Annotated in this window: 3 protein-coding genes (1 of these 3 running past the window's edge); all 3 read right to left on the bottom strand. The window is 73.2% G+C overall.

From position 1 onward, the window contains the following. Tightly spaced (each overlapping or abutting the next), the 3 genes in view from AB0G17_RS01525 to AB0G17_RS01515 form a layout consistent with a single transcriptional unit that may run on beyond the window. A protein-coding gene (locus AB0G17_RS01525) for an amino acid adenylation domain-containing protein (protein WP_361374312.1) crosses the window boundary here: on the bottom strand, positions 1–1,603 show its 5' portion. Its footprint begins 7,577 nt before the window's first position; 1,603 of the gene's 9,180 nt are visible here — the first part of the coding sequence; its start codon is at positions 1,601–1,603; its stop codon lies off the left edge, out of view. Next, a complete protein-coding gene (locus tag AB0G17_RS01520; protein ID WP_361374310.1) occupies positions 1,600–9,171 on the bottom strand; it encodes an amino acid adenylation domain-containing protein in 7,572 nt (2,523 codons plus the stop codon). The genes AB0G17_RS01525 and AB0G17_RS01520 overlap by 4 nt, the downstream gene beginning before the upstream one ends. Then, positions 9,168–23,012 carry an SDR family NAD(P)-dependent oxidoreductase gene (locus AB0G17_RS01515; RefSeq protein ID WP_361374308.1) on the bottom strand — a complete coding sequence of 4,615 codons (13,845 nt, stop codon included), beginning with the start codon at positions 23,010–23,012 and terminating at the stop codon, positions 9,168–9,170. Before AB0G17_RS01515 ends, AB0G17_RS01520 begins: the two co-directional genes overlap by 4 nt.

The raw sequence follows: 23,012 nt of genomic DNA, 5'->3' as shown, positions 1-23,012 counted from the left end.
AGCTGAGCTCGTCCGCGCCGAAGACGACGGCGGTGCGCTCGGGGTGGCGCGCCACCGCCGCCTCGAACAGCTCGTGCAGACAGCTCTCGTCGGAGAAGGGGTGGCGGGTGTCGTTCCACCCGGTGAGGACCTGGTGGCGCTCGGTCTCGTCGAGCGCGGAGAGCTGGGATATCCGTGCGCCGGGCTCCTCGGCGACGGCCGCGAGCAGCCGGGTGTAGTGGGCGATGAAACGCCGCACGGTCGCGCTCTCGTAGAGGGCGGTGGTGTACTCGACCGCGCCGACCAGCCCGTCCGGCGTCTCGCGCAGATCCAGGGTCAGGTCGAACTTGGTGATGTCGAAGTCGAACTCGATCAGCGAGACGTCGAGCGCGCCGAGCCGGACCTCGCGCTCGGACTGCGCCTCCTGGAGCACGAACATGGTCTGGAAGACCGGCGAGTGACTGAGGCTGCGCTCCAGGTTCAGCGCGTCCACGACCGCCTCGAACGGCACGTCCTGGTGGTCGTAGGCCTGCAGCGCGCTCTCTTTGACCCGCGCGAGCAGCTCGGGGAAGGACGGGTCGCCGGACAGGTCGGTGCGCATGACCAGGGTGTTGGCGAAGAACCCGATGAGGCCCTCGGCCTCCAGCCTGTTGCGATTCGCCACCGGGGTGCCGACCGCGATGTCGCTCTGGCCGGTGTACTGGTGCAGGGTCAGCGCGTAGACCGCGAGCAGCGTCATGTAGAGCGTGACGTCGTGCCGCTCGCTCACCTCGCGCAGCCGCCGCAGCAGCTCGGGCGGGCAGGTGAACCGCTCGTGCCTGCCCTGGTACGTCTTGATCTCGGGGCGGGGCAGGTCGGCGGGGAGGGTGAGCCGGGCGTCGACCCCGGCGAGCCGCTCCTTCCAGTAGCCGACCTGGCGCTCCTGCACCTCGTCGACCAGCCACTGGCGCTGCCAGTGCGCGTAGTCCGCGTACTGGATCGGCAGCTCCTCCAGCGGCGACTCGGCGCCCGCACAGTACGCCTCGTACAGCGCGACCAGGTCGCGGAAGAAGACGCCGAGCGACCAGCCGTCGGAGACGCTGTGGTGCATGGTGACCAGCAGGACGTGCGCCCGCTCGGACTCGCGCAGCAGGCGGACCCGGATCAGGGACTCGTGCGCCAGGTCGAAGGGCGCGACCGCCTCGCGCTCGCACACGCCGGCGAGCGCGTCCGGGTCGGCGAGTTCCTCGTAGGCGACGGCGAAGTCACTGCCGTCGCCGATTTCCTGGTACGGGACGCCGTCGCGCTCCACGAACCGGGTGCGCAGCACCTCGTGGCGGCGGACGATCTCGGCCAGCGCCCGCTGGAGCGCGGGGCGGTCGAGGGGGCCGCTGAGCCGCAGCGCCATCGGGATGTTGTAGTACGCGCTGGTCCCGTCCAGCTGGGCCAGGAACCACAGCCGCTGCTGGGCGAAGGAGAGCCGCACCGGCTCGGTCGCGGAGCGGGGGTGCCTGGGGATGGTGTCGAGCGCGGAGAGGTCCACGCCCTGCTTGCGCAGGAGCGCGATCAGGGCGCGCTGCCGCTTGGCGGGCAGCGACCTGATCTTCTTGATCAGGTCGGCGCTGTCTTCGTTCACAGTGGTCATCGTCCGGCCCCGGGTTCCTGGTTCTGGCTTTCCAGAGCGTCCAGCTCTTCGTCGCTCATGCTCTCGATCAGACCGAGGCTCTCGCGGATCCTATCCACGTCGAGCAGGCCCTCCTCCCCGCCCGCGGGCGCATGTCGCTCCAGCTCAGCGGCCATGCCGGCGAGCGTCGGGGCGTCGAAGACGACCTGGATGGGCAGGTCCGCGCCGCTCTGCTGCTTGAGCCGGTTCACCAGTCGGGTCACGAGCAGCGAGTTGCCGCCGAGGGCGAAGAAGTTGCTGTCCACGCCCAGCTGGTCCACGTCGGTGCGCAGCAGTTCGGCCCAGACCGCCGCGACGGCGCGCTCGGTCTCGGTGCGGGGTGCGACGAGACGCTCGCCCCGGCCGCGGGTGCTCTCGGGGTCGGGCAGCGCCCGGTGGTCGAGCTTGCCGTTCTGGGTGAGCGGCAGCGCTTCGAGCAGGACCTGGGCGGCCGGGACCATGTACTCGGGCAGGGCCTCGGCCAGGGCGGTGCGGATGTCGTCGAGCAGTGGGGTGCGCGCCGCCCAGCGCGGCGCGGTCTCCTGCTCGCCGGAGTCGGGCGCGCGGGCGCCCTCCTCGCGGATCGCGTACACGTTGTAGAGCGGGGTGCCCTGGAGCAGCCGGTTGTCCTGCTCGCTGACCACCCGGTAGCCGAGCGCCCGCAGCAGGGTCTCCACCTTCTCCAACTGGCCGTCCACGTCGTGGAGTTCCACCACCAGCTGGCGGATCTTGGGCCAGTCGCGCCAGTGGATGCCCTTGAGCACCTCGTACTCGGCGTTCTCCACGTCGATCTTCAGCAGGTCGACGCGGTCCAGGCCGTGCTCGGCGACGATCTCGGAGAAGGTGCGCAGCTGACAGGTGAACCGCTCGCTGTCCAGGCGCGCGTCGACCAGCTCGGCCACCAGCTCGTCACCGGCGACCGTGCCGTCCTCGGTCAGCTCCTCCTGGTTGCGCAGGTAGGAGCGGACCATCTCGTGCGCCTGCTCGGCGGTGGTGACGCTGCTGGAGATGACGGTGTTGTGGCGGTAGAAGGTGAACGTCTCCTCCTTGGCCTCGGCCGCCAGGCCGCACGCGAACACCTGGGCGTTCAGCCCGTGCAGCTCCACGTTGCGGCGCAGCGAGTCGAAGACCGGCGGGATCGGCTCGAAGGCGAGGATCCGCGCGCCGGGGCAGCGCACGCCCGCGAACAGGGTGAACATGCCGATGTTGGCGCCGACGTCGACGATGGTGTCGCCGTCGCGGATGGTGATGCCGTTGCGCAGGTATTCGAGGTTGGTGAAGATCTCCTCGTAGACGAAGTCCGTCTCGCTGCGGTTCTGCTGGAACACCGTCATGCCGTTGGGCAGTTGGTACGTACGCTCCAGCGCCTCGGGTTCGGTGCGCTCGATCCGCAGCAGCTCACGCACCGCGTGCGCGCGCTCGGCCGAGGGCACCACGTAGGACACCAGGCGCTGGTCGTGCTCGCCGTACTCGCGCACGACCACGCGCGCGTCCTCGACGCCCGGGTGGGCCAGCAGCTTCGCCTCGATCTCGCCGAGCTCGATGCGGAAGCCGCGCACCTTCACCTGGTCGTCGTTGCGGCCCAGGTACTCCAGGGTGCCGTCGGGCAGCACCCGGGCCAGGTCGCCGGTGCGGTACATCCGGGCACCGGGCTCGGGGCAGAACGGGTCGTCGAGGAAGCGTTCGGCGGTCAGTTCGGGCCGGTTGAGGTAGCCGCGGGCCACCCCGTCGCCGCCGACGTACAGCTCGCCGACCGCACCGACGGGGGCGGGCCGCCCGTGCCGGTCCAGGACATAGGTGCGCAGGTCGGGGATCCGCTCGCCGATCGGGCTGACGGCGAGCTCGGCGTCGGCCTCGGTGAGCGGCCGGTAGGTGACGTGCACGGTGGTCTCGGTGATCCCGTACATGTTGACCAGCCGGGTGCCCTTGTTGGCCGCGCGGCGCAGCCACGGCTTGAGGGCGGCCACGTCCAGCGCCTCCCCGCCGAAGACGACCGTGCGGAGCCGGTGCGCGGCCGGGCTGTCGCCCTGGGCCGCGATCAGCTGCCGGAAGGCGCTGGGCGTCTGGTTGAGGACGGTCACCCCCTCCGCGCACAGCAGGGCGTAGAAGTCCTTCGGGTTGCGGGTGGTGGTCTGCGGCACGATCACCAGACGGCCGCCGTGCAGCAGCGCGCCCCAGATCTCCCACACGGAGAAGTCGAAGGCGAACGAGTGGAACAGCGTCCACACGTCGTCACGGCCGAAGCCGAACCACGGCTCGGTGGCGGTGAACAGCCGGGTCGCGTTGCGGTGTTCGACCATCACGCCCTTGGGTGTGCCGGTCGAGCCCGAGGTGTAGATCACGTACGCCAGGTGAGAGGGCGTCAGGCCCGTGGTGGCGGCGGGTAGATCGGTGTCGGGGCGGTCGGCCCAGAGCGCCGCGTCGGCCCGTACGTCCACCACCGGCACCTCGGGGGCGCGCAGGCCCTCCGGCAGCGGGCCGTCGACCAGCAGGGCGCGCGGCGCGCTGTCGGTGAGCAGATGGCCGAGCCGGTCCACCGGCGATGCCGGGTCGAGCGGCACATAGGCGCCGCCCGCCTTGAGGACCGCGAGCAGGCTGATCACGATGTGCTCGCTGCGCGGCAGGCAGAGGGCGACCAGCACGTCCGGGCCGACACCCAGCTCGCGCAGATGGCGGGCGAGCCGGTTGGCGCGGGCGTTCAGCTCGCGGTAGGTGAGGCTCTCGGCGCCGTAGGAGAGGGCGACGGCGTCGGGGGTCGCGGCGGCGGCCGCCTCGAACCGCTCGTGCAGAGCGCGGTCCTCCGCGTACGAACGCGGGCGCCGGTTGTCGTCGACGAGCAGCCGCCGGCGCATCGCCTCGGGCAGGACGGAGATGTCGAGGGCGGCCACCGGCTCCTCGGCGTCCAGCGCGCCGAGCAGCCCGGTCATGGCGGTCTCCAGGTACGCGATGACCAGGGCGGCGTCCTGCGCCTGGTCGATCTGCGCGTCCACGGAGAACGAGTGCCCCAGGTCGTCGACCGAGAGCGCGACCGGGTAGTTGCTGCGCTCGATCACCCCGGCCAGCGACGTGACGCCCGCGCGCTCCAGCTCGTCCTCGTCGATGCGGTCGTCGGACTCCAGATGACGGAAGTTGAAGATCGCGTTGAAGAGCGGGGTGTCGCGGGGCACGTCGCTGTGGCGGTGGGCGACGGCGAGCGGGGTCTGCTCGTGGCGCACCAGCTCGCGCAGCGCACGGTCGGTCTCGGCCACCAGCTCGCGCACGTCGCGCCCGGTGAGGTCGAGCCGGACCGGCAGGGTGTTGATGAAGTTGCCGAGCATCCGCTCGATGCCCCGGGGGCCCTGGAGGCGCCCGGACATCACGGTTCCGAAGACCACGTCGTCGCGCCCGGCGCAGGCCGCGACGACCAGCGCCCAGCCCGCGTGGAAGAGCGTCGCCGGGCTGACGCGCAGCTCCTTGGCCCGGGTGCGGACCCGCTCGCCGAGCTCCGGATCGAGCGGCTTGCGCAGATCGGCGACCCGTCGCCCGTCGCCGTGCACGTCCTGCATGCCGAAGAGCACGGTCGGCTCGGTGACGTCGCCGAGCCGCTCGCCGAAGTACGCCGCCGGGTCCAGGGTCTTGGCCCGGTGGGAGGCGTGCGCGATGAAGTTGCGGTACGGCTCGGGGGCGGCCAGCTCGGCGGCGCGGCCCGTCATGTGCGCCACGAGCTCCTTGAACAGGAAGCCGAGCGAGGTGGCGTCGTCGATGACGTGGTGCAGGTTGAGCACCGCGGACCACTGCCCGCTGTGCGGGTCCCGGGCCGCGCGCAGCCGGATCAGCGGCGCCCGGTCCAGGCGCATCGCCTGCGAACCGGCCAGCAGCCGCTGGATCTCGTCCGCCGCGGAGCTGCCGGAGGGCACCGCGAACTCGTCCACGGTGAGCTCGGCGTGCCGGACGACGACCTGGACGGGCTGCGGGAGTCCGTCGGTGAGGATCGCGGTGCGCAGCGCGTCGTGGCGGGCGATCACCGCGCGCAGGGCGTCGGCGAAGCGGTCCAGGTGGTCGCGGCTGTCGAAGGAGAACACGCCGGACAGCACGTACGGGTCGCGGCCGCTCTCCTTGAGGTGGTGGAAGAGCATGCCCTCCTGGAGGGCGGCCAGCGGGTAGACGTCCTGGAGGTTGGCGGCGCCGCCGGGCACGGCCGCGACGACCGCCGCCAGCTCCTCCTCGGTCAGCTCCACCAGCGGCAGCATGTCGGGCGTGATCCGGGTGCTGCCCTCGGGGACGCGCGCGGCCGGGACCTCGAAGGTGTCCGTCGCGCCGCTGCCGTCGACGGACGCGGCGAGCTCCGCCAGGGTGGCCGCCGCGAAGACCGCGGGCAGGTCGCAGTGGAGCCCGGCGGCGGTCAGCCGCGCGGTGAGCTTGGGGATGAGCAGCGAATGCCCGCCCAGCGCGAAGAAGTTGTCCTCGACGCTGATCCGGTCCGCCGCGAACCCGAGCAGTTCGGCGCAGACCCCGACCAGGACCTCTTCGGCCGGGGTGCGCGGGGCGACGTAGGCGCGCACCGCGTACGCGCCGGCGTCGGGCGCGGGCAGCGCCTTGCGGTCGAGCTTGCCGTTGGCGGTGACGGGCAGCGCGTCCAGGACCACGAAGGCGCTGGGCACCATGTAGTCGGGCAGCGCGTCCTTGAGGTGGGCGAGCAGCTCGGCGTGGTGGTCGCGGCCGGGCGTCTCGTCGAAGCCCGGGTCGAGCACCACGTAGCCGACCAGGCGGGGGTCGCCGGGGCTGTCCTCGCGGGCCAGCACCGCGCAGGCGCGCACCTCGGGGTGGGCGCCGAGCCGGGCCTCGATCTCGTCGAGCTCGATGCGGAAGCCGCGCACCTTGACCTGGTTGTCGATGCGGCCGAGGAACTCCAGGGTGCCGTCCGCGAGGCGCCGTACGGAGTCGCCGGTGCGGTACATCCGGGCGCCGGCCGCCGTGGCGAACGGGTTCGGCACGAACCGGTCCCGGGTCAGGTCCGGGTTGTTGAGGTAGCCCCGGGCCAGACCGTCCCCGGCGATGTGCAGCTCTCCGGCGCAGCCGACCGCCGCCAACTGGCCGAAGCCGTCGAGCACATGGAGCTGGATGTTCTGGATCGGACGGCCGATCGGGACCGGGCGCGCCTCCTCGCCGGGCGGGCAGGTCCAGTGGCTGACGTCGATGGCGGCCTCGGTCGGGCCGTAGAGGTTGTGCAGCGGCGCGCGGTGCACCGCGTAGTGGCGGGGCGGCAGCTCGGGCGGCAGGGCCTCGCCGCTGCAGAACACCCGGCGCACCGACGCGCACCTCGCCCAGCCGTCGTTCTCCACCATCAGGCGCAGCATGGACGGCACGAAGTGCAGGGTCGTCACACCGGTGCGGCGGATCAGCGACACCAGGTAGTCGGGGTCCTTGTGGCCCTCGGGCTCGGCGACGACCAGCCGGGCGCCGTTGAGCAGCGGCCAGACGAACTCCCACACCGACACGTCGAAGCTGAACGGCGTCTTCTGCAGCACGACGTCGTCCACGTCGAGGCGGTACGCGTTCTGCATCCACTCGATGCGGTTCACGGCCGCCCGGTGCTCGACCATGACGCCCTTGGGGCGGCCGGTGGAGCCGGAGGTGTAGATGACGTACGCCAGGCTGCGCGCGGTGGCGGCACAGCGTCCCGCGACGGCTCGCCCGGAGCCGGCGCCCTCGACGCGGCCCTCGCGGTCCAGGTACAGCACCTCGCGGGCGGCGGACAGGCCGTCGCCCCTCACGTGCCGCTGCCCGAGCACCAGGTGTGTGCCCGAGTCCTCGATCATGTACGCGAGACGGTCGGCCGGGTAGCCCGGCTCCAGCGGCAGATAGGCGCCGCCCGCCTTCATGACCGCCCACAGGGCGACCACCATCTCGACGGACCGCTCCATGCAGACGCCGACCACGGTGTCCGCGGTGACGCCGCGCCCGCGCAGCTCGGCGGCGACCTCGTCGATGCGCGCGGCCAGCTCGGCATAGGTCAGGGAGCGCTCGCCGAACACCACGGCGGTGCGGTCGCCGTGGCGCGCCACGGCGGCGTCGAACAGCTCGGGCAGCGAGCTGTCGTCCGAGTAGGGGCGCCGGGTGTCGTTCCACTCCACGAGCAGCCGGTGCCGCTCCTCGTCCGACAGGTGCGAGGCGGCCGACAGCGGCCGCTCGGGGCCGTCGAGCAGCGAGTCCAGGAGCCGCTGGTAGTGGCCGAGGAAACGCTCGACGTCGGCGGTCTCGAAGCGCTGGGCGTCATACTTCAGGTGCAGGGCGTAGTCGTCGGCGTTCTCGAAGACCTCCAGGTGGAGCTTGAACTCCCCCTCCTGCGAGATCCCTTCGACGAACCGCATCGACCGCGCGAGCTCCAGGCCGAGCACGTCCTCCGCGACGTGCATCATGCGCTGGTTCTGGAAGACGTAGGAGACCTGGAAGACCGGCGAGGAGTCCGGGTCGGACTGGATGTTCAGGTCCTGCACCATGCGCGGGAACGGGTATCCGGCGTGATCCAGTCCATCGGCCAGGACCAGCGAGAGCTCGCGCACGTAGTCGCGGAACGGCACGTCCTCCCGCGGCCCGAACCGCACCGGCACCATATTGACGAAGTAGCCCACGGAGTCGGCGTACGCGAGGTCCGGGCGGCCCATCGACGGCACGCCGACGATCAGGTCCCGCTCGCCGCTGTAGCGGTGCAGCAGCAGTTCGTACACCGCGAGGAAGAGCACGGCGGGCCGCACTCCGCTCGCCGCGCACCAGCTGCGCACCCGCTCGCCCGCCGCTCCGGAGAGCGCCAGCGAGGCGGTCCGGCCGAGCACCGGCGCGCCGGGGGCGGGGGCGCGCTCGATACCGAGGCGGAGCACGGGCAGGTCGCCCGCCAGCGTCCGCTGCCAGAACGCGCGGTGGCGCGCGCCCTCGGGCCCGTCGAGGAAGGACTGCTCCCACCGGACGAACTCGTCGTACACGTCCGGCGCGGGCGAGCTCCAGTCGGCGCCGCGCCCCAGCGCCTCGTACGCAGATGCCAGGTCCCGCAGGAACAGCGGGGTGGAGGCGCCGTCGAAGACGAGGTGGTGGAAGACCAGCAGGACGACCGCCCCGGGGGCGTGCGTCTCGTAGACATACGCCCGCGCCAGCGGGTCCGACGCCAGGTCGAACGGGGTCTTCGCCGCCCGGCGCACCTCGGCGAGCAGCGCGTCCTCGGACAGGCCCGGCACCCGCTCGTGGCGGAAGTGGACCGGCCGGTCGGGGCGGGCGACGAGGTACGGCACGCCGTCCTGCTCCGTCACCGCGCTCGACAGCTGGCCGTGGGCCGCCACCACCAGGGCGAAGGCCCGGCGCAGCCGGTCGACGTCGAGGGGCGTGTCGGTGCGGAAGCAGACCGGGACGTTGTAGACGTCCGCGTCGGGCCGCAGCCGGTGCAGCAGCCACAGTCCCTTCTGGCCCTCGGAGAGGGGGCGCTCGGCCGCGTGCCGCTGGAGCTCTTCGTAGAAGGCGAGAACGTCGTCGGCGGAGAGGGTGCCCGCCTTGAAGCCCGCCAGTATCTGATCCTCGTTCACGCGCTCGGTGCTTCCTTCATGAGTGCCTTCAGATCTTCGAGGCTGACGTGCCCCTGCCGGAACTGCTCCAGCGCCCGGGCCTTGGCGGCACGGGGGTCTTCGGTGTCCGGACCCGGGCCGGGGGCCGGGGCGGTGGCGGGCTCGGCGGCGCCGGTCGCGGCGCGGAGCTCGGTGAGGCGGGCCGCGATGCGTTCGAGGGTGCCGCCCTCCAGGAGGTCGCGGGTGGACAGGCGCAGGCCGAGGTCGGCCTCGACCCGGCGCTGGAGCCGCGACCAGAGGATGGAGTCCACGCCGAAGCCGTGCAGGTCCTTGTCGGCGGGCAGTTCGCCCGCGTCCAGGCCCAGGGCTTCGGTGAAGAACCCCGCGAGGTAGCGGGTCAGGTCGTCGGGTGCCTGCGCGGCCTCGGACGGTCGCGGTGCCGGTGCGGCCTCGCGTGGCTGCGGCACATGGGGGGCCCGCACGGCCTCACCTTGCAGCGGTGGACTCGCCACCACCTGCTGCCCGGCCGGGGCCGGCTGCTGCCAGGTGCGACCGATCCAGTACCGCTTGCGCCGGAACGGCGTGGTCGGCAGGGTGATCCGCCTGCGGGGCCGACCCTCGTGCAGAGCCTGCCAGTCGACCTTGGCGCCGCCGACCCACAGCCCGGCGAGCCGGTCCAGGTCGCCGTCCGCGACCAGCGCGGCGACGAACGCCTCGCCGTGCGCGCCGGAGAGAAGCGCGGTCAACGGGTTGGCGCCGTCCTCGGCGCTGCCCGCGTGGACCTGGACTCCCAGGCCCTCGACGGCGTCCGCCTCGCCGAGGTGGCGGGCGAGTGCGGCGCGCAGCTCGGCCCGCGAGCCCACGACGGCCGCGAACCGCTCCGGCAGCGCCTCGCGCCCGGTCTGGAGGGTGTATGCGAGGTCCGCGAGGTCGATGGCGACCTCACGGTCGACGAAGTCGAGGAGCCGGCGGGCCGTGTCGCGCAGCCGCTCGGTGTCCTTGGCCGAGACCACGACGAGCTGCGGCCCACCGTCGCCCGCCGCCGGTTCGACGACCGTCGGCGGAGCCTCTTCGACGACCAGGCTGACGTAACTGCCGCCCGCACCGACGGAGTTGATGAGACCGCGGCGGACGCCCTGCCCCTCAGCCGGGCGCGGCTGCCACGGGGCCAGCCGCTCGGACAGGGCGAAGGGCGCGGCCTCGAAGTCGAGGTTGGGGTTGGGGGTGCCGCCCTCGACCAGCGGGGCGAGCTCACGGTGGCGCAGCTGGAGCACCACCTTGGTCAGCTGGGCGATGCCGGAGGCGGCCTCGGGGTGGCCGAGGTTGGACTTCACCGACCCGAGCACGACCGACTCGGGCACCGCGCCGAAGACCTCGCGCAGTGCGCTGAACTCGACGGCGTCGCTCAGCGCCGACCCGTTGGCCGCCGCCTCCACGTAGCCGATCGACTCGGGCGCCGCACCGGCCCGCTCCAACGCCCGCCGCATCACGGCGACCTGGGTGCGGTGGCTGGGCGTCATGAAGCCGTTGGCCCGGCCGCCGTGCAGCGAGGCGCTCCCCTTGACGACCGCGTGCACGGTGTCGCCGTCGCGCAGCGCGGCGGCCAGCGGCTTCAGGAGCACCGCGCCGACGGCCTCGGCGGGCAGGTACCCGTCGCCGTCGCGGAAGCTGCGGCTGCCCGGGTGACTGCCCAGGAGCTGCGCCTGGGAGAGCGCGAGGTACTTGTCCGGGTGGACGGTGAGGTTCACCCCGCCCGCGATCGCCAGCTCGCTCTCCCCGCGCAGCAGGTCCGCGCAGGCGAGGTGGATCGCCTGGGCCGAGGACGAGCACATGCTGTCCACGGCCAGGCTCGGGCCTTCGAGCCCGAAGAAGTACGAGACGCGGTTGGCGATCATGTTGTACGAGGTCGCCGAGGTCAGCGCCGCGCGCGGCACGTCCGCCTCGTCGGCCCGGTACATCTGGTACATCGAACCGACGTACACACCGACCCGGCGCCCGTAGCGCCGCTCGATGGCGTCCTGGGTGACCCCGGCCTCCTCAAGCAGCTCCCACACCGTCTCCAGGAAGAGCCGCTGCTGCGGGTCCATCGCCTCGGCCTCGCGGGGCGAGATGCCGAAGAACAGCGGGTCGAACCGGTCGATCCCGTCGAGGAAGCCGCCCCAGCGGCAGTAGGTGCGGCCGGGCGCGTCCCGGTCCGTGTCGAAGAGCGCGTCGTGGTCCCAGCGCTCGGCCGGCACCTCGGTGACGCTGTCCTTGCCGGACCGCAGGTTGCCCCAGAAAGCGTCCAGATCGGCGGCCTGCGGGTAGCGCCCGCTGATCCCGATGATCGCGACGTCCTGGTCGACGGGCGCGGCACCGGGGCGCGGGGACCGCTCGGCCACGGCCGCGACGGTCGCCACCGCACGCACGGGCTCGGCGGGCCTGGCGGCGCTCGGGGCCGGGCGCGGAGCGCTGGACTCACCGAACATCGTCCGCAGCACCCCCTCGTACTCGGCCACGAAGTGCTCCGCCAGCGCGCGGACCGTCTGGATCTCGAAGAACAGGGTCTTCGAGAGCGGGCCGAAGCTCTCCTCCAGGCGGGCGATCAGATCGGTCGCCACGACCGAGTCCATGCCGTACCGCTCCAGCGCCGTGTCGGCGTCGAGCCGCTCGACGCCCAGCTTGAGGGCACCGGCGAGCAGCTGCCGCAGGTAGCGGACAGTACGGTCCACGAGCGCGCGGTCGGTGCCCTGTACGGGCTGCTCCTGCTGCACCGGTTCCTCTTCCCCAGTAGTCATATGACGGCTCGTCAGCCTCGGCAGGAGTGCCTCGCGGTTGCCCGCGAGAACCACCAGGCGGCCCTCGTCCAGGCCGTTGTCGTGCGCGGCCGCGCCGACCCGCAGGGCGTGCAGGGCGGCGGCGGTGTCCAGGGGCGCGAGGTCCATCTGCCGGAGCTGTTCCCTGGTCGCGTCGTTGACCCGCATGCCACCGTCCTCCCAGAGCGGCCAGTTGACGGAGAGCGTCGTGCCGTGCCGCAGCCCGGCGCCGACGAGGCGGTTGCGGTGGGCCGCGTAGGCGTCCATGAAGGCGTTGGCGGCCGCGTAGTCGGCCTGCCCGGGGTTGCCGAAGGCGCCGCTGGTGGACGAGAAGCAGCAGAAGAGCTCCAGCGGGTGGCCCTTGCTCGCCTCGTCCAGGTTGACCAGGCCGGACACCTTGGGGGCCAGCACGCGGGCCAGCTCTTCGGGCGTCTTCCTGACGATGAAGTCGTCGCTCAGCACACCGGCGCTGTGCACGATGCCGGTGAGCGGCCCGTGGGTGGCCTCGACGTACGCCATCAGCCCGTCCACCGCCGCGCGGTCGGTGACGTCCACCCGCCGGTGGTCGACGCGCAGGCCGGCCGTCCGCAAGGCGTCGAGCGCGCGCGACTGCTCCTCGCCCAGCGGGGAGCGGCCGGTGAGGACGACCGTGGCGTGCTCGACGCCGTCGGCGATCTCACGCGCCGCGACGAGGCCGAGGGCCCCGGCGCCGCCGGTGATCAGATAGACGCCGCCGGTGCGCCACGGCGCCGCCGCCGGGCGCGCGGGCGCCACTTCGTCCAAGCGCCGCACGTACCGCCGCCCGTCCCGGTACCGCACCTCGGGCTCCGCCGCACGGCCCGCCTCGGCGAGCAGCCGGGCGGCGACGGCCGGGGCCGGGGCGCCGTCCAGGCAGTCGAGGTACTGGGTGCGCAGCCGGGGGTTCTCCAGCTGGGCGGTCTTCAGCAGTCCGGTGAGGCCGCCGAAGCACTCCGCGGCGCCGCCACTGCCCACCAGGACCACCTGGAGCAGCACGGGTCGGCGCGGACCGCGCGCCAGGAGCTCACGGGTCAGGGCGAACACCTGCCGGGTGACGTCCAGGTACTGGGCGTCCAGCGGCCCCTCGCCCGGCTCCACCACCGCGAAGGCGGTCGTCCCGGCGAGCGCGGCCGCGTACGCGTCCCGCCCGGCGGCGTCGAGCGAGCCGATCAGGACGACATGGTGCTCGGCGTACTCCTCGGGCGCGGCGGCGTCCGCTCCGGCAGCCTCTTCCCACACCGGCCTCAGTAGCAGCAGCTCGTCGTGGCGCGGCTGGGCCGTTGTGTCCCTCACGTCCTCGGCGTCGAGCCAGTAGCGCTCGCGGGCGAACGGGTAGCCCGGCAGGCTGATACGCCGCACCGGCGCGTGAGTCCCGTGCAGCCGCGCCCAGTCCACCGCGAGGCCACGCACCCAGCGGGCCAGGACCTCGTCGTGCTGCCCCTGCTCCCACCAGGCGCGGACGGTCTCGGCGGTCTCGCGCGGCACGTCGCCGTCGGGCCGTACGGTGCCGCGCAGCCGGGTTCCGGGCGCGGCGGGGTCGGTGACGAAGGCGTCCAGGTGCTGCTTGAGGGACTCGATCGAGGTCGCGGTGAAGGCGAGGCGCTCATCGAGCGCGACGCGCCCGGTCTGGAGCGTCCAGGCGACGGCGCCGAGGTCGGCATCGCCCAACTCCTCGGCGCGGACCCGCAGTTGGCGAGCCTGCTGGACGAGCTGCTGCTCGCTCATCGCGGACAGCACCACGGCCACCGGCGGGGTCCCGTCGGCGGGCACCTCGCGGTGCGCGGCCTCCGGCTCGTACTCGGCGAGGATCACATGGGCGTTGGAGCCGCCCGCGCCGAAACTCGACACCCCGGCCACGCGCGGCAGTTCGCGCTCCTCACCGTCGACGATCAGCGTGGGGCGGCGCCACGGCTCCAGCTGCTGCTGGACCCGGAAGGGCGTCCGCTCGAAGTCGATGTGCGGGTTGGGCACGGCCGAGTGCAGGCTCGGCACCAGCTCGCGGTGCTTGAGCTGGAGCAGCACCTTGGTGACCGCGGCGATGCCCGCCGCGCTCTCGCAGTGGCCGATGTTGGACTTGACCGAGCCGATCGCCAGGCTCTGCGGCAGCGCGCCGCCACCGGCCGTGCGGAACGCCTTGACCAGGCCCGCGATCTCGATCGGGTCGCCGAGCGCGGTGCCGGTGCCGTGGGCTTCGAGGTAGCTCAGCGCGGCCGGGGAGACCTCGGCCTCGGCCAGCGCCGCCGCGATGACCTCGCCCTGTGCCGCCGGGCTCGGCACCGAGAAGCCGTGGGTGCGGCCGCCGTGGTTGAGCGCGGTGCCCTTGATGACGGCGTGGATGTGGTCGCCGTCCGCGATCGCCCGGTCCAGCGGCTTCAGCAGGACCGCGCCGACGCCCTCGCCGGGCACATAGCCGTCGCCGCCCTCACCGAAGCTGCGGCAGCGGCCGTCGCTCGCCGTGAACCTGCCCTGACTGAGCATCAGGTACTTGTTGGGGTGGACGCTGACGTTCACGCCGCCCGCGACCGCCGATGCGCACTGACCGCTGCGGATCGCCTCGCAGGCGAGGTGGATCGCGGTCAGCGACGACGAGCACATGGTGTCCACGGCCATGCTCGGCCCGTGGAAGTCATAGAAGTACGAGACGCGGTTGGCGATGGACGAGGGGCTGCCCGACAGGGCGACGTGCTGACCGCGCGCCTGCGCCTGTGCGCCGTGGAGCTGGTACTCCTCGTACATCACACCGACGAACACCCCCACCTTGCCGGCCGGGGCCAGGGTCGCGCCGGTGTATCCGGCGTCCTCCAGGGTGTGGTGCACGCACTGGAGGAACAGGCGCTCCTGCGGATCGAGGTACTCGGCCTCGCGCGGCGAGATGTGGAAGAACAGCGGGTCGAACCGGTCGACGCCGTCGAGAAAGCCGCCCCACTTGCCACCCGGGTGCTCCCGGTGGTCCCAGCGGCTCCGCGGCACCTCGCGGATGCAGTCGCGTCCGGAGCGCAGGTTCTGCCAGAAGGCGTCGAGGTCCTCGGCCTCCGGGTAGCGCCCGCTCACGCCGACGATGGCGATGTCGGTGCGCGCACGCGGGGCGCGACGCTCGCCGCTGGATTCGCCGGTGGACTCCACCAAGGCGGCGGACGTGGTCACCGGCTCGGGGCCTGACGCGCCGAGGGCCGCCCGCACCTGCTCCGGGTACTCGGCCAGGAAGTGCTCGCTCAGCGCCCTGATGGTGCGCACCTCGAAGAACAGCGTCTTGGACAGCGGTCCGAACGGCCCTTCGAGGTGGCGGGTGAGCTCCATCGCCATCATGGAGTCCATGCCGTAGTGCTCCAGCGGGGTGTCCACGTCCAGCCGCTCGGCGGCGACTTCGAGCGCGGCCGCCAGCTGCTCGCGGATGTAGTCGAGCGCGCGGTCGGCGGTGGGCGCGTCGGCGGACGCGGTCACCGGCTCCACCGCCGCCTGCGGAACCGGCGCCGGCGCGGGCCGCCCCCCGGGGCCGCCCGGGAGCACCCGGGCGCTCAGCCCGGTCAGCTCCACGCACACCTCGCCCCGCTCGTCGAGGACGGTCACGTCGAGCTTGGCGGAGGGGGCGTCGGGGCGGCTGCCGTCCTGGTGGCGGACCCAGGCGTACGCCGTCGTCGGGGTCGCCCCCGCCGCCGTCAGGCCCTGGAGGGCGAAGGGCAGCGCGGGCCGCCCGGCCTGCCCCTCGCGCGCGGCGGCGGTGAGACCGAGGCCGATCGTGGCCTGGAGGGCGCCGTCGACGATGCTGGGGTGCAGCCGGTAGCGGTCCACGGGCTCGGCCGCCGCCGGAAGGCGCAGCTCGGCCAGGACCTGCGGCCGCCCTTCGCCGTCGGTGCCCACGCCGAGCCCCACGAGGGAGCGGTGGGCCGGGCCGTACTCCATGCCGACGTTCGCGTACAGGTCATACAGGTCGTCGGCCGTGAAGGCGGACTCGGCGCAGTGCGCGCGCAGCTCGGCCAGGAGCGGCGGACGGCTCTCGGCGCCGCCGGTCACGCTCGCACGGCCCTGGCTGCACAGGGTGCGCACGCCGTCGCGGTCGACGGCGTGGATGGCGTACTCGTACGCGCCCTCGGCCGTCGTGCGTACGGTGACGCGCAGGTCGAGACCGTCCGGTCCGCAGAGGGCGGGGCGCAGCCACACGACGTCGGCCAGCCGGACGCGGTCGCCCTGCGGGCCGATCAACCGGGCGAGCGCGGCGCGCGCCATCTCCAGGTGCGCGGCGCCGGGCAGCACCCGGCCGCCCTGGACACGGTGGTCGCGCAGGAACGGCTCGCTGCCGTCGAAGCGCGACTCGTACGCCTCGGCCCCGTCGGCTTCGCCGGACGCGGCCCGGTGCAGCAGCGGGTGCGGGTGGCCCGGTGCGGCCGGGCGGCGGGTGCGGCCCGCCCAGTACCGCTCGTCGGCGAAGGGGTAGGCCGGCAGGCCCAGGCGCTCCGGACGGGCGCCCGGACCGTACAGCCGCTGCCAGTCGACCGGGTGCCCGGTGACCCACTCCGCCAGTACGCGGCTGTCGTCCCGGGCGTCCAGCCAGGCGTGCGAGGCGGCGAGCCGTGCGGTGTCGCGCCCGGCGGCCTTCGGGGCGCGGCGGGGCGCGGAGCCCCGGTGCCAGCCGTCCGCATTCCCGCCCAGGAGGCGGGCGAGCCGGTCGCGCAGCTCCGCCACCGAGGTGACGGCTACGGCGAGCCGCTCCTCCATCGCATCGCGGCCGGTCTGCAACGTGTGGGCGAGTGCCGGGAGTTGAGCGTCCGTCACCTGATGCGACGTCACGTGGTCCAGCAGGTCCCGGGCCCGGCCGGTGAGCTGCTCGTCCGTACGGGCCGACAGCACCACCAGGGCCGGACGGCTCTCGGCCGCCTCCCGCCGGGGCTCGCCGCCCCGGTACTCCTCCAGCACGACATGGGCGTTTACCCCGCCGAACCCGAACGAGCTGACTCCCGCGCGGCGCGGCACGCTCGTGCCGTCCGCGTCCCGCAGCCGTCGCCACGGCGTCCGCTCGCGCACCACGTGGAAGGGGCCGTCCGCGAGGTCCAGATAGGGGTTGAGCTCCCCGCAGTGCAGGCTCTCCACCAGCTCGCCGTGCTTCATCTGGAGCAGCGTCTTGATCACCCCGGCCACGCCCGCGGCCAGTTCGAGGTGCCCGATGTTGCTCTTGACGGAGCCGATGCCGCACCGGGCGGGTTCGCCCAGTCCGTCCGGCGTCTCCTCGGCGAGCGCGGCGAAGGCGCTCTTGAGGCCGCCGAGCTCGACGGGGTCGCCCAGCTCGGTGCCGGTGCCGTGCGCCTCGACGTACGTCACGGTACGCGGGTCGATCCCGGCCTGGCGGTAGGCGGACTTGAGGAGTTCGGCCTGCGCCTGCGGATTGGGGGCGGTGAGCGAGTGAGCCCGGCCGCCGTGGTTCTCGGCGGTGGCGCGGATGACGCCGTGGATGCGGTCGCCGTCGCGCTCGGCCGTGGCGAGGGGCTTCAGGACGAGGATGCCCACGCCCTCGCCGCGCACATAGCCGTCGGCACCCGCCGCGAACGCCTTGCAGCGGCCGTCCTCGCTGAGCATTCCGGCCCGGCTGTAGCTGATGTGGAGGTCGGGGCTGACGATGGTGTTCACGCCGCCCACCAGGGCGAGTCCGCTCGCTCCCGAGCGCAGCAGCTCCACCGCGCGGTGCAGGGCGACCAGCGAGCTGGAGCAGGCGGTCTCGACCGGCTCGCTCGGGCCGTGCAGATCCAGCAGATAGCTGACCCGGTTGGGGCCGACGGAACCGGAGACCCCGGTGGCCGCGTACCCGTCCTCGCCCTGCTGCTCCTTCAGCACCAGGGAGCCGTAGCCGCTGGGCGCGGTGCCGACGAGCACGGCGGTGTCGGTGCCGGCCAGGCTCGACGGCGCGAGCCCGGCGTCCTCCAAGGCGTTCCACACATGGGTGAGCAGCAGCCGCTGCTGCGGGTCCATGGCGGTGGCCTCACGCGGCGAGATGCCGAAGAAGAGCGGGTCGAAGCGGTCGACGGCGTCGAGGAAGCCGCCCCAGCGCACGTGCCGCCTGTTCGCGGGCGTGGCCGGGTCGTCGTGCATCGCCCGCCAGTCCCAGCGGTCCTCGGGGATCTCGGTGATGCAGTCCTTGCCGTCGCGCAGGTTCTCCCAGAAGGCCGCGAGATCGGGCGCCTGGGGGAAGCTGCCGCTCATGCCGATGACGGCGATGGGCTCGGCGGGGCCGGTCTCAACCGTGTGGTGAGGAGCGGTGTGGTGAGGAGCGGTGTGGTGGGGAGCGGTGTCCTCGGACGGGACGATGGGTGCGGACGTCCGCACCGGCTCCGGCACCCTCCGCCGCTCGCCGTGGACGCGCGCCATCTCCGGCGCGTACGCGTCGACGAGGTGTGCCGCGAGGCTGCCGACGGTCCGGTACTCGAAGAAGACGGTGGGGGCCAGCGCCAGACCGTGCCGCTCGTTCAGACGGTTCGCCAACTCGGTCAAGCTGATCGAATCAAACCCGTACTCCCCCAACTCACCGTCCGCGTCGATCTCTTCGACGGGCACGTTGAGCTGGGCGGATATCTCGGCGACAAGGACGTCCTGGGTCGCGGCCAGAAGATCACCGGCGGGCGGGGAGGCCGGCGCGGCCGGAGCCGTGTGCCCCTGCCCCGCCAGGTGCTCCGCCAGGTGCTCCGCCAGGCGGCGTGGTGTCGCGTACTCGAAGAAGACGGTGGGGGCCAGCGCCAGCCCGTGCCGCTCGTTCAGACGGTTCGCCAACTCGGTCAAGCTGATCGAATCAAACCCGTACTCCCCCAACTCACCGTCCGCATCGATCTCTTCGACGGGGACCTTGAGCTGGGCGGATATCTCGGCGACGAGCAGTTCCTGCCACGCCTGCGGCGTCGGGCCGCTCAGCCGCTCCGGCTCTGACTGCGGCTCCGGCTCCGGCGCCGTGGCGATCAGCGCCGACAGCCGCGCCAGGAGCCGCTCGCGGTCGCCGGAGAGGACCAGCGTCCGTTCCCGGCCCGAGGCGATGGCCGCGTCCAGGGCGCGCAGGCCGTCACGGGTGGCCAGCGGGGCGACCCCGAGCCGCGCCAGCCGGTCGAGCCCGGCCGCGTCGAGACGCATCCCGCCGTCCGCCCACAGCGGCCAGCCGATGCTGACGGCGCGGCCGGACCGGCGGCCCTGTGCGGCCAGTTCGTTGCGGTGGGCGGTGTAGGCGTCGAGGAAGCCGTTGGCCGCGGCGTAGTCCGCCTGCCCGGGGTTGCCGAGCGCGGCCACCGTGGAGGAGAAGGAGAGCAGCAGGTCGAGCGGCTGGTCCCGGGTGGCCTCGTCGAGGTGGACGAGGCCGGCGACCTTGGGCGCGAGCACGGCCCGTACGTCGTCGTCCGTCTTCCCGGCGACCAGCCCGTCCCGCAGCACCCCGGCGCAGTGCACGATGCCGTGGATCGCACCATGGCGCGCGACCACCTCGCCGACGAGCGCGTCCACGGCGGCGCGGTCGGCGATGTCGGCCCGCTCGTACGTGACGGTCACACCCGGCCGGGCCAGGGCCGCGAGGGTACGGCGGGTGGCCGCGTCCGGTGCGGAGCGGCCGACGAGGACGAGCGCGCCCTCACCGATGCTTCCGGCGATCTCGCGAGCGAGGACGAGGCCGAGCCCGCCGAGACCACCGGTGATCAGATACACGCCACCGGCACGCCAAGGAGCGCTCAACCCGCCTTCCGTGGACGGCAGTTCAGCCAGGCGGCGCACGGAACGCACACCGTCGGCCTGGCGTACCTCCGGCTCGTTCGCGTCGCCCGCGCACGCGCGGACGAGCCGGGCCAGGGCGTCGGCCGACAGCGGGTCGGCGTACTCGACACACTGTGTGCGCAGCCGGGGGTGCTCCAGGCTCACCGTACGCAGCAGCCCGCTGACGCCCGCGAGCACGCGGGACTCCCCCGGTCCCGCCACGACCACTTGGAGCAGGCCCTCGCGCGCTCCGCCACGGCTCCGCACGTCCGCGAGGAGCGAGCGGGTCAGCCGCAGGTAGTCCGCGTCGAGGGTGTCGGCGCCGGTGGTGAGCGTCCGTACGGTGATGGCGCCCGGCAGCCGGTCGCGCACCGCGTCCGCGAGAGTGTCGTCGACGCCCTGTCCGACGAGCCAGACGGTGTGCTCGCCGGGGACGGCCGTGGCGCCGGACGGCCGCGCGGGCTCCCAGCGCGGCTCCAGCCACAGCAGCTCACCGGCCACGGGGGCGGCGGCGCGGGCCGGTTCGGCGGCGGGGCCCGCGAGCCAGTACGAGTCGGTCGCGAACGGGTATGTCGGCAGTGAGGTCCGGGCCGGGCGGCCCGCCTCGAAGAGGGCGTCGAACGGCGGGGTGCGGCCCTGTACGTACTCCTCGGCCAGCGACTCCAGGTGGCGCCGGTCCAGCTGGTCGGCCGTCCCCGTGGGCGCGGCCGGCCGGTTGCCCGTGGCGCGCTCCGGCTTGCGGTCGCCGGTGCGGACCGCCGGGTCGGCGCCGGTCTCCAGCCAGGTGCGCAGGGCGCGAGCCACGTCGCCGGGCGCGGTGGCGACCAGGGCGAGGCGGTGGCGGAAGTGCTTGCGGCCGAGCAGCAGCGTGTGGCTGAGCGCGCGCAGGCTCTGCGCCGGTTCGACGTCCAGGTGCGCGAGGAGCTGCCGTGCCTGCCGGTCGAGCTGGTCGGCGGTGCGCGCGGACAGGGCGATCAGCCGGGCGCCCGGCTCGTCGGCCCGCACGGCGACCGGCGGAGCCTCGGCGACCACGAGATGGGCGTTGGTGCCGCTGTAGCCGAACGAACTCACCGCCGCCATACGGGAGTTGGCGTCCCGCTCCGGCCAGTCGCGCACCTCGGTGTTGACGTAGAACGGGGTGTCGCTGAGGTCGATGTGCTCGTTGAGGCGGTCGTACTGGATCGTCGGCGGCAGTGTCCTGTGCTTGAGGGCGAGCACGGCCTTGAGGGTGCTGGCGACTCCGGCGGCGCAGGCGCTGTGGCCGATGTTGCTCTTGACCGAACCGATCGCGCAGTAGCCGCGCTCGTCGGTGTGCGCGCCGAAGCTCCCGACCAGGCCGTCGATCTCCACCGGGTCGCCGAGCGCGGTGCCCGTGCCGTGCGCCTCGACGAGCCGGATGTCCGCCGGGTCGATACCGAACCTGTCGTACACCCGCCGCTGGAGCTGGGTCTGCGCCTCGGCGTTGGGGGCGGTGATGCCGTTGGACTTGCCGTCCTGGTTGACGCCCCAGCCCTTGATGACGGCGTGGATGCGGTCGCCGTCGGCCTGCGCGTCGGCGAGCCGCTTGAGCAGCAGGACCCCGACGCCCTCCGCCGGGACGAACCCGTTGGCGCCCTCGTCGAAGGCGTGGCAGCGGCCGTCGGGGGAGAGCGCGCGCAGCTGGCTCATCGCCACGTGGACGCCGGGGCCGGGGATGACCCAGACACCGCCCGCCAGCGCCGTGTCACTGTCGCCGAGGACCAGGCTGTCGCACGCGGCGGCGATCGCCACCAGCGACGACGAGCACGAGGTGTCGATCGACAGGCAGGGGCCCTTGAGGTTCAGGGTGTACGAGATCCGGCTGGCCAGGATCGCGCTGTTGCTGCCGAGGTTCTGGTGGGCGCTCAGCTCGGTCTCGTCGAGCCGTCCGCCGTAGCCGTTGACCGAACAGCCGACGAAGACGCCGCACTGGGTACCGGAGAGCGCCTCGGGGTTGTACCCAGCCTCCTCGACGCACCGCCAGCTCTCCTGGAGCAGGACCCGCTGCTGCGGGTCCATGTACTCCGCCTCGCCGGGCGAGATGCCGAAGAACAGCGGGTCGAAGCGGTCGGCGTGCTCCAGCACGCCCATCCACTTGCTGTACGACTTGCCGGGCGTGCCGGGCCGCTCGTCGTAGAACGTCTCGACGGACCACCGCGAGCCGGGCACCTCGGAGACGCAGTCGCGCCCCTCGACGATGTTCCGCCAGAACTCGTCCAGGTTCTCCGCCTTGGGGAAGGCGCCGGACATCCCGACGACGGCGATGTCGACGAGGCCGACGGCCGGGCGGGGCGTGGATACGCGTACGGGTTCGGGCTGCGGTTCCGGCTCCGGCTCCGGCTGAAGCTCTTGCTGAGGCTGAGTGTGAGTCTGAAGCTCCGGCTGAGCCTGAGACTGAGGCTCGACGGTCGCCTCGACCACCGGTACGTCGACCGCCGCCGGCTCGGCCGGGAGCGCCGCCCGCTGCTCGTCCGCGAGGTACGCGGCGAGTGCGGCGACGGTCGGGTGGCCGTACACCGTGGTCGCCGAGAGCGACAGCTGCAGGCGGGTGTTGATGGACCGCGTCCAGGTGACGCCGGTGATGGAGTCCAGGCCCAGCTCGACGAACGGCGTCTCGTCGTCGAGGTCGGCCTCGTCCAGCTCCAGCTCCTTGGCGAGGCTCGCGCGCAGCCAGGAGGCGAGCGCGGCGCGCTCCTCGTCACCGGCACCGCGCTCGTGCGCGGCCTCGGGCTCCGGGGCGGGAGCGGGAGCGGGGGGAGGGGCGGGAGCGGGGGCAGGGGCAGGGGCGGCGGCCTCCTCGGCCGCCGACGGCGCACCCGCGCCGCCCAGGCATCCCACCAGGTGCTCGGCCAGTTCGGCGACCGTCGGGTGGCTGTAGACCTGCGTCGCGGAGAGCGACAGCTGGAAGTGCGTGTTCAGCTTGCGGGTCCAGGTGACGCCGGTGATGGAGTCCAGGCCCAGCTCGACGAACGGCGCGTCGTCGTCGATGTCCGGCTCCGCCAGCTCCAGCTCGTCGGCCAGGCTCTGCCGCAGGTACGAGGCCACCTGGGCAGCCGAAGACCGAGGGCTCGTGACACTCATCAGATCTCCCATGGCGCCCTCGATGAGGGCTGCCAGCTCGCCGAAAGTGGGGTGACCGCATACCTCGGCCACCGTGAGGGAAAGCCCGAAGGTCCGGTTGACCTCGCGCAGCCACACGACGCAGCTGATCGAGTCGAGCCCCAGCTCCACGAGGGCGACGCTGTCGGCGCTGGTGGCCAGATCGGTTCCCAGGACGCCGCTCAGCGTCTCTCGCAAGAACCGTTGCAGGTCACGCTTCAT

It is taken from the genome of Streptomyces sp. NPDC023838 (assembly GCF_040639555.1).
Classification (GTDB): domain Bacteria; phylum Actinomycetota; class Actinomycetes; order Streptomycetales; family Streptomycetaceae; genus Streptomyces.
The sequence above is the reverse complement of the archived record's forward strand: the minus strand, read 5'-3'. Positions and strand labels throughout refer to the sequence as shown.